The sequence below is a fragment of the Nocardiopsis sp. NPDC006139 genome (genome assembly GCF_040614155.1).
Taxonomy (GTDB): domain Bacteria; phylum Actinomycetota; class Actinomycetes; order Streptosporangiales; family Streptosporangiaceae; genus Nocardiopsis; species Nocardiopsis changdeensis.
The window spans coordinates 359,318-373,143 of record NZ_JBEXTT010000003.1 but is presented as its reverse complement, the minus strand read 5'-3'; the positions used below and the strand labels follow the sequence as shown (position 1 = coordinate 373,143).

The following is a 13,826-nucleotide window of genomic DNA, read 5'->3' as shown; positions in this document are numbered from 1 at the left end:
GAGAACGGCGGGACACGGGCCCGGCCGGACGCCAAGGTCCGGCCGGGCCCGGTGCGGGCGGGGCGGTGCGGGGCGCCCGGAACCGTCTCATACCCTCGAAGACGTGCGCAGAGTCCTGTTCTCCCAACGCATGCTGGCGTTCCACGCGCTGGTCCTCGTCATCGTGCCCTCCTTCATCTGGCTGGGCTTCTGGCAGCTGGACCGCTGGGAACAGCGCAGCGCGTCCGTCGAGCTCCAGCAGGGCAACCTGGCCGCCGACCCCGTCCCGGTCGCCGAGCTCACCGAGGTCGGCGGCGACGTGGACCCCGCCGACCGGTGGCGTGCCGTCGAGGCCTCCGGCACCTGGGACACCGAGCACGAGATCCTCCTGCGCAACCGCGACGGCTCCGGCGGTGTCGGCTTCCACGTGCTGACCCCGCTGGTCACCGAGGAGGGCCCGGCGCTGCTGGTCAACCGGGGCTGGATCCCGCGCGGCGAGACCGCCCTGGACACCCCGGAGATCCCGCCCGCCCCCTCCGGCACCGTCGAGGTGACCGGGCGCCTGCACTTCTCCGAGACCGAGGAGAACACGGGGCTGCGCAACCGCGACGACCTGCCCGAGGGGCAGCTGCTCGTGGCGGACGTCCCGGCGATCGCCGAGGGGCTGCCCTACCCGGTCTACGGCGGGTACGCCGACCTGACCGCGCAGGACCCGGTGCCCGACCCCGCCCCCGAACGCGTCGAGGTGCGCGAACTGGACTCCGGGATGAGCCTGTCCTACGCCGTCCAGTGGTGGGTGTTCACGCTCGTCGCCATCGGCGGGTGGGTCTTCCTGATGCGCCGCGAGCTGAGCGAGGCCCGCGAGGCCGGGGCGGCGGGGGACCCGGACGCTTCGGACGGCCCCGAAGGCCCGGCCTCGGCCTCCGCGGCGGCGGCCTCCGGGGACCGCCCGCGAGAGGATGTGGGCTGACGCCGGCCGACGGCCGCCGACCACAGGGGGACACGTGCAGGAACACGACGACTACCCGGCGCCCGGACGCGTGGAGCGCCGCCCCGTCGACGCCGACGAGAGCGCCCGCGCCGGGCGCTCGTGGTGGGACGGGGCCGCCGACGCCTACCAGGCCGACCACGGCGGGTTCCTCGGCGACGCCGACTTCGTCTGGTGCCCGGAGGGCCTGACCGAGGCCGAGGCCGGACTCCTGGGCGGCCTGGACGGCCTGCGCGGGCGCCGTGTCCTGGAGATCGGCGGGGGAGCCGGCCAGTGCGGCCGGTGGCTGCGGGCCCAGGGGGTCGGCGAGGTCGTCTCCTTCGACCTGTCGTTCCGCCAGCTCCAGCACTCCCGGCGCATCGACGAGCAGCTGGGGCTGCGCCTGCCCGTGGTGCAGGCCGACGCCCAGCGGCTGCCGTTCGCCGACGCCGCCTTCGACACCGTGTTCTCCTCGTTCGGGGCGTTCCCCTTCGTCCCCTCTGCCGACGACGCCCTGGCGGAGGCGGCCCGGGTACTGCGCCCCGGCGGGCGGCTGGTGTTCTCGGTGACGCACCCGGTCCGGTGGAGCTTCCCGGACGACCCCACCGAGCACGGGTTCACGGTCCGGCAGTCGTACTTCGACCGCCGCGCGTACGTGGAGGAGGACGACCACGGCAACGCGGTCTACGTGGAGCACCACCACACGGTGGGCGACTGGGTGCGCGGGATCGCCGGGGCCGGCCTGGTGCTGGGCGACCTGGTGGAGCCCGAATGGCCCCCGGGCAACGACCGGGTGTGGGGCGGCTGGGGCCCGGTGCGCGGACGCATGATCCCGGGGACGGCGATCTTCAGCGCCGACAAGCCCTAGCGGGGGGCCGCCGCCGGCGGTGCGGACAGGTACTCGGGCGGCACCGCCGGGACCAGCCACACCCCGTTGCCCGTCACCCGGAACCCGTGGCCGTCCCGGTGCATGCGCCCGGCGGCGACGGAGAGCACCACCGGCCTGCCCCGCCGCGCGCCCACCCTGGCCGCGGTCTCCTGGTCCGGGGACAGGTGCACGTCGTGCCGGTTCATCGGGCGCAGGCCCTCGGCGGTGATCGCGGGCAGGAAGCGGCCGACCGTCCCGTGGTAGAGGACCTCCGGCGGCACGGCCGGCGCCAGCCCCAGGTCCACGGGTACCGAGTGGCCCTGGCGGGCGCGGATCCGGGTGCGGTCGGCGCTGAACTCGAACCGCTTCTTGTCGTTGCCGGCCACCACCTCGTCCAGCTCCGCCCGGGAGAGCCGGACGTTCGCCCGGCCCAGCCCCGCGAGCAGGGCGTCCACGGAGGTCCACCCCTGGGGGTCCAGCCGTACCCCGGCCCGGCCGGGGTCGTGGCGCAGCACGCGCGCGATGTACTTGGAGGCCCGTACCAGCCTCCGGGGGTCCATCCCCCTCTGTTGTTCCGTGCTCATGACCGCATCCTGGCCGGGCTGGGTGCGCCGGTCCAGGGGTTTACGGACCGGCCGTTTATCCGGTGGACCCGCCGGGCCGCCGCGCACTAACGTCCCTGTCCATCGACGAGGAGGGAAGGGCCCGTGTCACAGCGGTTGCGGGGGATCTGGGCGGAGACGAAGCGGGCGTTCGAGGCGGAGCGGTACCGCGTCGGCGACCGGGAGGTCGACCTGTCGGCCGACCTGGCGGCGATGCGGGAGGGCACCCGCCACCACCTGCCCGAGGACATCGCGGCGCTGCCCGTGCCCGCCGCGCGCCACGACACCCGGTTCGAGGTGACCGGGGAGAGCACGCTGGCCGCGCTGCTGCGCCTGGCGGGGGAGGGCGGGGTGGCGGCGCTCAACTTCGCCTCGGCGCGCAACCCGGGCGGAGGCGTGGCCAACGGCGCACGGGCCCAGGAGGAGAGCCTGGCCAGGTCCACGGCGCTGTACGCCTCGCTGATCCGGTGCCCGGAGTTCTACGAGCACCACAGGGCGGAGCGGTCGCTGCTGTACAGCGACAGGGTGATCTGGTCGCCGCGGGTGCCGGTGCTGTGCGACGACCGGGGCGACCGGCTGGCGGAGCCGCCGGCGGTCGGGTTCCTCACCTGCGCCGCGCCCAACCGGCGGATGGTCGAGCGCAACGGGGTCGAGAGCGCCGGGCCGATCCCCCGGGTGCTCGCACGCCGGGCCGGGGGCGTGCTGGCCGTGGCCGCCCACCACGGGGTGGACGTGCTCGTGCTCGGCGCCTGGGGGTGCGGTGTGTTCGGCAACCGCCCGGAGGAGGTCGCGGCGGCCTTCGCCGAGCACCTGCACGGGGACTACGCCGGGGTGTTCGCGCGGGTGGTGTTCGCGATCCTGGACCGCGACGGCGCGGTGCACCGGGCGTTCGGCGACCGCTTCCCGGAGTCGGTCGGCGTGTGACGGGCGCCCTCAGCCCCCCCGCGCGGCCCGGCGCCCGGCGCCGTCGAGGTTGCGCGCGGCGGACTCGTCCACCTGGGCCAGGCGCCGCAGGACCGTCAGCAGGGTGTCGCCGAGCACCGTCTTGACGACGGCGCCCTCCAGTACCTCCTCCGTCGCGGGCAGTCCGCTGATGCGGTCCAGGTCGACGGCGGCGATGCCCTCCGCCGCCTCGGCGTAACGGTCCAGGTCGGCGTCGCCGACGGAGTGGCCGACCTCGCGGTGCCCGGCCAGGACCACGGCCAGCGCGTGCAGCGCGGGGTGGTCCGGGTAGAAGTGCCAGCCGCGCCGGGTGACGAGGGCCAGGGCGCGTTCGCGGTCCTCCTCCCGCGGTTCGATGTCGTCGCCGACCAGGGGCAGCCGGCGCATCACGAGGCCGAGCTTGGAGTGCAGTCCGACGTCGGGCTCGCCGACCTCGGCGAGGACCTCCCGGACGGTGGCGACGGACAGGCCGCCGACGGTGGTGAGCGCCCGCACCAGGCGCAGCCTGCTCAGGTGCTCGTCGCCGTAGCGGGCCTGGTTGCGGCCGGTGGCCTCACCGCGGGGGAGCAGGCCCTCCCGCAGGTAGTACTTGATGGTCGGGATGGGGACTCCGGACCGTTCACTGAGTTCGGCGATGCGCATGCGGCCATCTTCTCCTGTCTCCCGTCTCCCGGGGGCTCTTGTGCGATCCATATGGATAGTGGATAGTGTTGGTATCTGCACTGGATAGCACTGGTATCCATGAGGAGTATCCCATGAACCCCCCGAAGACCACCCTCCGCACCGTCATCGACCTGCACCGACCGCTCACCCTGACCGCGCTCCTGTGCGCGGCCGTACTGCTGGTGGCCGTCCCCGGCCTCCTCCTCGACGGGAGGACCGTCACGGGCGACCCCGTCTGGCTCAAGCCCGCCAAGTTCGCGGTCTCCATCGCGGTCTACAACGTGACCCTCGCCTGGCTGCTGTCCCTGCTCACCGTGTGGCGCCGCACCGGCTGGTGGCTGGGGACGGTCGTCGCCGTGATGGTCACCGGCGAGCTCGTCGCCATCACCCTCCAGGCGGTGCGCGGCCGGACCAGCCACTTCAACAACGCCACGGAGTTCGACAGCGCCGTCTACTCGCTGATGGCGTCCATGATCGTCACGGTCTGGGTCGCCACCTTCGCCATCGGGGCCATCCTGCTGGTCCAGCGCCTGGGCGAGCGCTCCGTCACCGCCGCCGTCCGCGCCTCCCTCGCGATCGCCCTCGCGGGGATGGCCGTCGCCTTCTTCATGACCTCGCCGACCGCCGAACAGATGGTCACCCTCCAGCAGGGCGGGTCGGCGGACGTGATCGGCGCGCACACCGTCGGGATGCCCGACGGCGGGCCCGGCCTGCCGCTCGTCGGCTGGAGCACGGTGGCCGGCGACCTGCGCGTCGCCCACTTCGTGGGCCTGCACGGCCTCCAGGTGATCGTCCTGTTCGCGTTCGGGCTGATCGCCCTCGCCGACCGCTACCCCCGCCTGGCCGACGACGCCCTGCGCACCCGGCTGGTCCTTGTCGCCTCCGGCGCCTACACGGGCCTGCTCGCCCTGCTCACCTGGCAGGCCCTGCGCGGGCAGTCGGTGGTCGCCCCGGACGCCCTCACCCTGGGCGCCGCCGCCGCGCTGGCCGCCGCCACCGCCGCGGGCGCCTGGTGGGCCCTGGGCCGGCGCGAGCGCGAACACGTATGATCCCGGGTGACCGGACGGAGGCGGCCATGCGGCTCAAGCTCGACCTGCACGACATCTTCAACCGCGGGCGCGACATCGACCGCGCCCTCGCGGACATCATGGACGAGGCCGAGCGCACGGGCGCCAAGACCGTGGAGATCATCCCGGGCAAGGGGTCGGGCCAGCTCAAGAAGCGGGTGCTGCGCTTCCTCGACCGCAAGGACGTCAAGGCCCGCTACCACCGCGTCGAGAAGGACTCCAAGAACTTCGGCCGCCTGTTCGTCCACTTCAAGCACTGACGCCGCCCGGGACCACCGCCCCGGGGATCGAAACCGTGTTCGGGTGATTGCGGTGAGTTGTGCGAGACTTTGCCGCCGCCATCCCCGGGGCGCCGGGAGGACGGTCCACACTCGGGAATGACGTGTCCACGAGGGGGGACCAGATGATCACGACCGACTTCCTGCCCGGGTCGCCCTGCTGGGTCGAGGTGTCCTCGCCCGACACCGACGCCTCGGCCGCCTTCTACCGGCGGGTCTTCGGCTGGAAGGCGATCGAGGACAGCCCCGAGGCCGCCGGCTACCTGTGCTTCCAGCTCGACGAGGACAAGGTCGCCGGGCTCAGCCCCCTCCTCGGCGAGGGCGAGCACCCCGCGTGGACGGTCTTCTTCCACGACCCCGACGTGGACTCCACGGTCCCCGCCGTCGAACGCCTGGGCGGCACCGTCCTGTTCGAGCCGTTCGACGTGCTGCGGCTGGGCCGCACCGCCCAGTTCTTCGACCCGCAGGGCGGCCGGTTCGCGGTCTGGAACCCCATCGGGTTCCCCGGCGTGCAGCGCGCCGACACCCACGGGTCCCTCTGCCGGGTGGAGCTGTGGACCCCCGACGGGAACGGCTCGGAGGACTTCTACCGGGAGCTGTTCCGCTGGAGCTACGCCGACTCGCCCCGGTCGGCCTGGAACGGCCGCTACCGCGCCATCACACCCGCCGGGGCCGGTCGCGACCGCGACCAGGGCGGCATCGTGGCCCTGCCCCCCGAGCGGGTGGACGACACCGAGGGCTCGGCCGAATGGAACCCGGTCTTCCGGGTGGCCGACGCCGACAGGGCCCTGGAGGCCGTCCGCGCCGGAGGCGGACAGGTCTACACGGGCCCCGAGGACACTCTCGGCGCGGGCCGCATCGCGGTCTGCGCGGACCCCTTCGGTGCCGGGTTCGTCCTGTCGGAGCCTCCGCAGGGCTGAATCCCCGGGGTGTCCTCCGCCTCCGAAGAGCGGGGGCGGGGGACACCGGGCCGCCTCACTGGCGCGAGACCGCCGAGGCCCCGCCGCGCAGGACGAACTTCTGGATCTTGCCGGTGGCCGTCTTGGGCAGCGCCTCCACGAACTCCACGCTGGTCGGCGCCTTGAAGTGCGCCAGGTTGTCCCGGGCGAAGTCGATGATCTCCTGTTCGGTCGCCCGCGCTCCCTCGCGCAGCACCACCGCGGCGCGCGGCGACTCCCCCCACTTCTCGTGCGCGACGCCGAACACCGCCACCTCCAGGACGGCCGGGTGGCGCAGCAGCACGCCCTCGACCTCGACGGAGGAGATGTTCTCCCCGCCGGAGATGATGACGTCCTTGAGCCGGTCCTGGATCTCCACGTACCCGTCCGGGTGCACCAGGGCGGCGTCGCCGCTGTGGAACCACCCGTCGCCCATGGCGCGTTCGGTGGCCTCGGGGTCGTTGTAGTACCCCTTCATCACCACGTTGCCGCGCACGGTGATCTCGCCGACCGTCCTGCCGTCCCAGGGCACCTCGTTCCCGTCCTCGCCGACCACCCGCAGTTCGCCGGAGGTGATCAGTTCGACGCCCTGCCGGGCCTTGACCGCGGCCCGCTCCCGCGGCGGCAGCCCCGCGTGCTCGGCGCGGGGCTCGCAGACGGTGATGAACGGCGCCGTCTCGGTCAGGCCGTACACGTGGGTGACGGTCCAGCCGAACCCGTCCTCCAGGCGCTCGATGGTGGCCGCCGCCGGGGAGGCCCCCGCCGTGAACACGTGGACCCCGGCCGGCACCTCGCCGCGCACGCCGTCGGGGGTGTTGGCGAGCATGATGAGCACGGTCGGGGCGGCGCACAGCCACCGGACGTCCTCGGTGCGGATGAGCTCGAACACCGTCGCCGGGTCCATCGCCGGCAGGCACACGTGCACCCCGGCCGCCGCCGTCACCGTCCACGTGAACGTCCACCCGTTGGCGTGGAACATCGGCAGCGTCCACAGGTAGGACTCGCCGATGCCGATCCGTCCGTACAGCAGGGTGCCCACCGAGTTCATGTACGCGTTGCGGTGGGTGATCATCACGCCCTTGGGCCGGGCCGTGGTCCCCGAGGTGTAGTTGATGGTCAGCAGCCGGTGCTCGTCGATCCCGGGCCGGTCGAACGCCGGGTCCGCCCCCGCGACCAGCGCCTCGTAGTCCTCCCACCCCTCCCGGGCGCCCTCCAGCGCGACGAACCGCTCCACCCCCGGCATCCGGTCGCGCACGCCGTCGACCGCGTCCAGCTGGTCGGCGTGCGCGCACAGCACCTTCGCGCCGGAGTGGTTCACGATGTAGACGAAGTCCTCGGCGGTCAGCCGGAAGTTCACCGGCACCAGCACCGCCCCCAGCTGCGGCACCGCGTAGAACGACTCCAGCTGGGCGTGCGTGTTGGGCGCGATGTAGGCGACCCGGTCGCCCGGGGACACCCCCATCCCCTGGAGGGCCGACGACCACCGGTCGCAGCGGTCGAAGAACTCCTCGTAGGTCAGCCGCAGGCCGCGGTCGACCACCGCGAGCCGGTCGGGGTGCAGCCTGCGGGTCCGGCGGGCGAACTCCAAAGGCGTGAGCGCGAGTTCCATGGCGGCCTTTCTCTGCGTCGTGCGGGCTCCGCGCCGTGCGGGCGCGTCAGAGGTCGAACAGTCGGGCGGCGTTGTCGTGCAGGACGCCGCGCATCCAGTCGTCGCCCAGGCCGAGGCCGGCCAGGGCGTCGAGCTGCTCCACGTAGGGGTAGGGGATGTTCGGGTAGTCCGTGCCGAGCAGGACGCGGTCGGCCAGGTCCTTGAGCCGGGGGTACCCGTCCGCGGGGAAGGGGGCCTTCCGCTCGGTGAAGCGGGTGAACACCATGGTGGTGTCCAGGTGCACGCCGGGGTACCGCTCGGCCAGGTCGAGGAAGGCCGTGTACTCGGGGGAGCCGGCGTGGGCGATGATCGCGGTCAGCCCGGGATGGCGGCGCAGCACCTCCCCGAACGGGCCCGGCCCGGTGTGCTCGCCGGGCTGCGGTCCGGACCCGCAGTGCACCACGACGGGGACCCCGGCGTCGGCGAGCGCGCCCCAGGCGCCGTCGAGCAGGGGGTCGCGCGGGTCGTAGCCGCCGACCTGCACGTGGGCCTTGAACACGCGGGCGCCCGCGGCGATGGCGGCGGGGACGTAGTCGCGCGCTTCGGGCTCGGGGTAGAAGGTGGCGCTGTGCAGGCAGTCGGGGTGGCCGGCGGCGAACCCGGCGGCCCAGTCGTTGAGCCAGGCGGCCATGCCGGGGCGGTGGGCGTAGAACAGCGAGGTGTACCGCCGCACGCCGAACCCCCGCAGCCGGGCGACCCTGGCCTCCTCGTCGTCCCGGTAGGTGATGGGCCAGTACCCGCCCAGGGCGTCGAAGTAGGACCACACCTTGCGCAGGACGTTGTCGGGCATGAAATGGGTGTGCACGTCCACGAGCCCGGGCAGGCCCAGGCCCTGCCAGTGGTGGCGGACGGCGTCTGACTCCGTTGAGACGTCGGTCACACGGACACGATACGAGGGCGACCGGCCGCGGACCAGCCCGGGGAGGCGGACGGCCGAATCCCGTTCAGGACGCCAGGAGCAGGACCCCGCAGACGACGATCGCGGAGGCGGCGACGCGCACCGCCCCGAAGCGCTCCTTGAACAGCAGGCTGCCCAGCAGCGCCGCGAACACGATGCTGGTCTCGCGCAGCGCGGCGATCCCCGCGAGGGCGCCGCTCAGCTGCGCCCACAGCACGATCCCGTAGGCGGCCGCGCTGATGGCGCCGCCCGCCAGCCCGACCTTCCACACCGGCCGGAGCTGCCGGAGCAGCCTGCCCCGCCGGGTGGCCGCCGCCACCAGGAAGAACACCGGTCCCTGGAGGACCATGATCCACGTGATGTAGCCCAGCGGGTCCTGGGTGAAGCGCACCCCGTAGGCGTCCACCACGGTGTACGCGGCGATGGCCAGGCCGGTGGCGAACGCGGCGGGCAGGGCCGTCAGCTGCGCTCGGGAGGGGCGCCCGCCGGCGAACACGAGGGTCATCAGCCCGGCGGAGACGGCCAGCACCCCCAGCAGGTGGGGCGCGGACACGGCCTCCCCCAGCAGGGTCACCCCGACCAGCGCCACCACCCACGGGGCGGTGCCGCGGGCCAGCGGGTACACCTGCCCGAACTCGCCGCTCCGGTAGGAGACCATCAGCAGGCCGAAGTAGACCAGGTGGGTGAGCACGGAGGCGGCCAGGAACGGCCAGGCCTCCCGGGGCGGCGGGCCGACCACGAACAGCAGCGGCAGGGTGGGGACCATGCCGCCCAGGCCGATGAGCGCGAAGCCCAGGAGCCGGTCGGTGATGCCGTGGGCGATGGCGTTCCAGGCGGCGTGCAGCAGCGCGGCGAGGAGCACCGCGGCCACGATCACAGGAGTCATGGAGGTTTCGTCTCGGTGGCGGGCAAGGCCGCCCACCCTACTCCCGGCCCCTCCCGGGCTCGCGCCCGCCCGCCGGCCCCTTCCGCCCGCCGCCCGCCGGTGGCGCGGCCGTGCGGGGCCGGGCTCAGGCCCGGCGGCGGGCGCGGGCGTTGGTGGGGGCGATGCGGTCGTTGCGCAGGTGCTCGAACACGATCGACGCGCGCACGTCGGCCACCTCGGGGCGTTCGGTGAGCTTGTCGATGACGAACGCGTAGAGGCTGTTGTTGTCCGGCAGCGCCACATGGATGAGGAAGTCCTCGCTGCCGGAGGTCACGAACACCGACAGCGTGTCCGGCAGCGAGCGCACCCAGTCGCGGAACGCCTCGATGTTGTGCCGCGAGGGCTTGTCCACGCTCACGGTGATGAGCGCCTGCACCGGGCGGCCGATGAGCTCCAGGTCCACGTCCAGCAGTGAGCCGCGGATCACACCCCTCTCCCGCAGCGCGCGGGTCCGGTCCAGGGTCGTCGTGGGCGAGGCGCCCACCGCGGCGGCCACATCGCGGTTGGTCTTCCGTGCGTCCGCCTGGAGTTCGGCCAGGATCGCCGTATCAAGTTCGTCGAGATCAGCCATATGTGCATCTTACCCGTATTAAGTACGGAAAGTTGTGTATACAGCCGAGCTATGCCTAACATTTAGGCGACAAGGTCGTATTTGGCTCGCCCGAGAAGAGACCCTTCGGAGGCAGGCGATGACGCTCGCCGGTCGGCCTGGCTCTGGTGCAACGCCGCACCACCGCTGAACAAAGGGACGTCCGTCGCCGTTATGTCACCCTCGTCGATGACGGCCGTCGCCGACCGACCGTCGGTACGGCCCGCCCCGGCGCCCACCACAGCCCGCCGGGGCCGCATCCTCGCCCTCGTGGCCATCGCCTGCGCGGCGCTCAACCTGCGCCTGGTGGTCACCTCTCTGTCACCCCTCCTGACCACGATCTCCGCGGAGTTCGGGTTCACCGCCACGGTCGTCGGTGTCTTCGGAACACTGCCGCTGATCGCCTTCGCCGTGTTCGGACTGGTCACGCCGCTGATCATGCGGCGGATCGGCTCCGAGGCCACGGTCGTGCTCAGCATGCTCCTCACCGCCGCCGGGCAGGCGCTGCGCGCCTTCGCCCCCGGCACCGGCACCCTGCTGCTGCTCACCGCAGTGGCGCTCACCGGTGCCGCCCTGGGCAACGTCGTGCTGCCCCCGCTGATCAAGCAGTACTTCCCCGACCGGCTGGCCGCGCTGAGCACGGTCCAGATGGTCGCCATCCACCTCGGCGCCCTGTTCCCGCCGCTGGTGGCGGTGCCCCTGGCCGAGGCCTTCGGCTGGCGGGTCGCGCTGGGCTCCTGGGCCGTCATCGCCCTGGTCGCGGGCCTTCTCTGGATCGCCCGGTGGGCCTTCCCGGACGGGCGCGGCACCGGCCGTACCGCCCGCGCCGATCAGGGGCCCGAGTTGGCCCGCCCGCTGTACCGGGTGGGCATGGCATGGCGGATGGCACTGCTGTTCGGCCTGGTCACCTGGAACGTCTTCACCCTGTTCACCTGGCTGCCGACGCTGCTCACCGACGCCGGGCACACCTCCGCCTACGCCGGGACGATGGTGTCCCTCATGGTCGGGGTGAGCCTGCTGTTCGGACTGGTCGCACCGACGGCCACCGCCCGGGCCGCCGACACGTTCCCGATCGTCGCGCTGGGCGTGGCCGGGTACGCCGTCGGATACCTGGGCCTGGCCGCGGGCCCGGCCTGGCTGGCCCCGCTGTGGACGTGCTTCCTGGGCCTGGGCACGAGCCTGTTCGTGGTCGTCATGACCATGGTCAACACCCGCGCCACCACGGCCCGGGGCTCGGCCTCGCTGTCCGGGTTCGTCCAGGGGGTGGGCAGCGGCGTCGCCCTGGGCGGCCCGCTGCTGTTCGGCCTGCTCTCGGAGCTGACCGGCGGGTGGACCCTGTCGTACCTGCTCGTCGCGGGCGGATCGCTGGCCGGGGCGGCCGTGGTGGCCTACCTCGAACGCACCCCGTGGACGGTCGAGGCGGCCGCGGCCGGGCAGCGGCCCGCGCGCCGCGGGCGGCGCTCCGCCGGCGGACGCCGCTCCGGGGAGCGGCGGGACTGACCGCACCCGGGGCTACCGCCCCGGCACGGCCACCGCGTGGGGTTCTCACCCAGGAGCCCCACGCGGTTCTCTTTTCTCTTTTTTCCCATGTAGAGCACGTATTTCACGTGCACCTGCATTCTCACGGGTTTCTTCGCGGCACACATGAACGGAGTTCCCACTCTCCGGTCAAGAGGATTCCGGGCCGATTTCCCGGAGGTCCGTGGCCGGACGTGGCCACGTCGGGAAGCCCTGTGTTATGGGGGCTCCAGGAGGCGCGTCCGCCGCCGGGAAGACCTTTTCCGACCTGCGGAGAGAAGGTTTCCGGCGGGAATCACCGATGTGCGCGAACCGACACCGGAAAGACGTTTAATGTTGGGAACGCAAGCATAATGGCGGTATGACGACCTCACCCCCCGGGCAGCCCCCGGGGAGGCTTCCCTGACCCCGGAGACGGTGTGTGCCGGCCGCCCCGTAGGCGGCCCCGCACGCGCCCATCGAGCAGAACAGGCCGGCATCGCGTCATCCCCGGTACCGGAGGGACCCTCAGGGGAGTCGATCACCATGGCGGCGGACCAACTCCGTTTTCACCCCGCTCTCACCGTCCGGCGTTCCCCCGTGCCCGGCACGGCCGACCGCCCTCCGCTCCCCGGCGCGGACGCACCGCCGCCCGCCGGGCCGGTCCCCGCGCTCCCGGCCCCCGCGGTGCGCGGACCCCGCCCGGCCGCCGCGGAGGCCCCGCCCCCGATCGCGGCCGACCCGCCCCCGCTCATCCGCAACCGGGACTTCCAGGCCCTGTGGACCAGCCGGTTCTTCGCCGGGCTGGGCAAGGAGAGCGGAGAGGTCGCCTACCCGCTGCTGTGCCTCATGCTCGCCGGGTCCGCGTCCCAGGCCGGGATCATCGGTGCCGCCCAGGTGGTCACGACCATGGTCGCCGCCGTCGTCGGAGGCTCGCTCGCCGACCGCTCCAACCGGCGCGCCGTCCTGCTCTGCTGCGACCTGGGGCGGCTCGTCCTGCTCGGGGTGTTCGGGATCGTGCTGCTCGGCGGGAACACCACCTTCCCGGTCATCATCACCGTCGCCGTGTGCTCCTCCGCGCTCATGGGCGTCTCCAACCCGGTGGCCATGGCCGCCATCAAGCAGTTGGTGCCTCCGCCGCAGGTGGCGGACGCCTCCGCCCAGAACCAGATCCGCTTCTTCAGCACCAGCGCGCTGGGCGCGCCCGCCGCCGGGTTCCTGTTCAACCTGGGCCGGGCCTTCCCGTTCCTGGCCGAGGCGCTGGCCTACCTGGTGTCGGCGGCGCTGGTGCTGTTCATCCGGCGCCCCATGCAGGCGTCCGGGTACCGCGCCCGTGAACCGTGGACGCTGCGCGGGATGGTGGGCGGTTTCGTGTTCCTGGCCCGGCACCCCATCCTGCGGCCGATGCTGATGTGGATCGTCGGCTTCAACGTCGCCTTCACCCAGACCGGCGCCTTCCTGGCGCTCATCGCCACCGCCGAGAGCCAGGGGGCGGGGCACTTCCAGATCGGCCTCACCGTGTCCCTGGCCGGCGCCGGCGGCCTGGTCGGAGCACTGGCGGCCGGGCCGGTCATCAAGCTGGTGCGGCCCTCGGCGACGTTCCTGGCCGCCGCCTGGTCGGCCCCGGTGTGCGCGCTCGCGCTGGTGGTCGCGCCCAACGTGCTGTCCCTGGGCCTGCTGGTCGGCTGCGTGTTCGCGATCGTCCCGTGCGTGAACGCCGTGTTCTACGGCTACATCGCGGCGTCGGTCACCGACGAGTACCAGGGCCGGGTGCTGGGCGCGGTCACGTTCATGTGCCTGGTGTCCCAGCCGGTGGGGATCCTCGGCGTGGGCCTGGTGTTCGACGCCGCGGGGCCGAACTGGGTGTTCCTGTCCATGGCCGTGGTGTCGGGGCTGGCCGCGCTGTTCAGCCTCTCCCCGGTCATGCGGGACCTGCCCCGGCCCGAGGACGTCACCGTCGAGTGA

General features: G+C 73.1%; 14 protein-coding genes. 8 read left to right on the top strand and 6 right to left on the bottom strand.

Annotation, left to right across the window (positions count from 1 at the left end):
• The first annotated feature begins 103 nt into the window (after positions 1 to 103).
• Together ABZ249_RS06075 and ABZ249_RS06070 are read left to right on the top strand one after the other, a co-directional pair.
• Complete coding sequence (locus tag ABZ249_RS06075) at positions 104 to 949, top strand: SURF1 family protein (protein ID WP_355257890.1); 846 nt, start codon at positions 104 to 106, stop codon at positions 947 to 949.
• Positions 950 to 983: 34 nt separating this feature from the next.
• Positions 984 to 1,814 carry a class I SAM-dependent methyltransferase gene (locus ABZ249_RS06070; RefSeq protein ID WP_355257887.1) on the top strand — a complete coding sequence of 277 codons (831 nt, stop codon included), beginning with the start codon at positions 984 to 986 and terminating at the stop codon, positions 1,812 to 1,814.
• Here ABZ249_RS06070 and ABZ249_RS06065 read toward each other — a convergent pair.
• Complete coding sequence (locus ABZ249_RS06065) at positions 1,811 to 2,374, bottom strand: RNA 2'-phosphotransferase (RefSeq protein WP_355257959.1); 564 nt, start codon at positions 2,372 to 2,374, stop codon at positions 1,811 to 1,813. The two genes, ABZ249_RS06070 and ABZ249_RS06065, sit on opposite strands and share 4 nt — an antisense overlap.
• Before the next feature lie 147 nt (positions 2,375 to 2,521).
• Here ABZ249_RS06065 and ABZ249_RS06060 point away from each other — a divergent pair, with 147 nt between their 5' ends.
• Positions 2,522 to 3,340 (top strand): TIGR02452 family protein, encoded by an 819-nt coding sequence (locus ABZ249_RS06060; RefSeq protein WP_355257884.1) that lies wholly within the window; start codon positions 2,522 to 2,524, stop codon positions 3,338 to 3,340.
• Positions 3,341 to 3,349: 9 nt separating this feature from the next.
• Here ABZ249_RS06060 and ABZ249_RS06055 read toward each other — a convergent pair whose 3' ends face one another.
• Positions 3,350 to 4,000 (bottom strand): MerR family transcriptional regulator, encoded by a 651-nt coding sequence (locus tag ABZ249_RS06055; RefSeq protein ID WP_355257881.1) that lies wholly within the window; start codon positions 3,998 to 4,000, stop codon positions 3,350 to 3,352.
• Positions 4,001 to 4,113: 113 nt separating this feature from the next.
• Here ABZ249_RS06055 and ABZ249_RS06050 point away from each other — a divergent pair, with 113 nt between their 5' ends.
• From ABZ249_RS06050 to ABZ249_RS06040, 3 genes are all read left to right on the top strand, one after another.
• Positions 4,114 to 5,070 (top strand): hypothetical protein, encoded by a 957-nt coding sequence (locus tag ABZ249_RS06050; RefSeq protein ID WP_355257878.1) that lies wholly within the window; start codon positions 4,114 to 4,116, stop codon positions 5,068 to 5,070.
• A 26-nt stretch (positions 5,071 to 5,096) separates the two neighbouring features.
• Positions 5,097 to 5,348, top strand: a complete 252-nt coding sequence (locus ABZ249_RS06045; RefSeq protein WP_220564166.1) for a Smr/MutS family protein — start codon at positions 5,097 to 5,099, stop codon at positions 5,346 to 5,348.
• 143 nt (positions 5,349 to 5,491) lie between these two features.
• A complete protein-coding gene (locus ABZ249_RS06040; protein ID WP_355257875.1) occupies positions 5,492 to 6,286 on the top strand; it encodes a VOC family protein in 795 nt (264 codons plus the stop codon).
• A 55-nt stretch (positions 6,287 to 6,341) separates the two neighbouring features.
• On the opposite strand, the gene ABZ249_RS06035 is transcribed toward ABZ249_RS06040, so the two are convergent.
• The 4 genes from ABZ249_RS06035 to ABZ249_RS06020 form a co-directional block, all read right to left on the bottom strand.
• Positions 6,342 to 7,913: a long-chain-fatty-acid--CoA ligase gene (locus ABZ249_RS06035; protein WP_355257872.1), complete on the bottom strand. Its 1,572-nt coding sequence runs from the start codon at positions 7,911 to 7,913 to the stop codon at positions 6,342 to 6,344.
• A 46-nt stretch (positions 7,914 to 7,959) separates the two neighbouring features.
• Positions 7,960 to 8,832 carry an amidohydrolase family protein gene (locus ABZ249_RS06030; RefSeq protein WP_355257869.1) on the bottom strand — a complete coding sequence of 291 codons (873 nt, stop codon included), beginning with the start codon at positions 8,830 to 8,832 and terminating at the stop codon, positions 7,960 to 7,962.
• Between the two features lie 64 nt (positions 8,833 to 8,896).
• Positions 8,897 to 9,736, bottom strand: a complete 840-nt coding sequence (locus ABZ249_RS06025) for an EamA family transporter (protein WP_355257866.1) — start codon at positions 9,734 to 9,736, stop codon at positions 8,897 to 8,899.
• A 124-nt stretch (positions 9,737 to 9,860) separates the two neighbouring features.
• The gene (locus ABZ249_RS06020; protein ID WP_220564230.1) at positions 9,861 to 10,346 is read right to left on the bottom strand and encodes an Lrp/AsnC family transcriptional regulator; all 486 of its coding nucleotides are present in this window, start codon (positions 10,344 to 10,346) and stop codon (positions 9,861 to 9,863) included.
• A 192-nt stretch (positions 10,347 to 10,538) separates the two neighbouring features.
• On the opposite strand from ABZ249_RS06020, the gene ABZ249_RS06015 reads away from it, so the two are divergent.
• Both ABZ249_RS06015 and ABZ249_RS06010 read left to right on the top strand, forming a co-directional pair.
• Positions 10,539 to 11,864: an MFS transporter gene (locus ABZ249_RS06015; protein WP_355257863.1), complete on the top strand. Its 1,326-nt coding sequence runs from the start codon at positions 10,539 to 10,541 to the stop codon at positions 11,862 to 11,864.
• A gap of 684 nt (positions 11,865 to 12,548) precedes the next feature.
• Complete coding sequence (locus tag ABZ249_RS06010; RefSeq protein ID WP_355257956.1) at positions 12,549 to 13,826, top strand: MFS transporter; 1,278 nt, start codon at positions 12,549 to 12,551, stop codon at positions 13,824 to 13,826.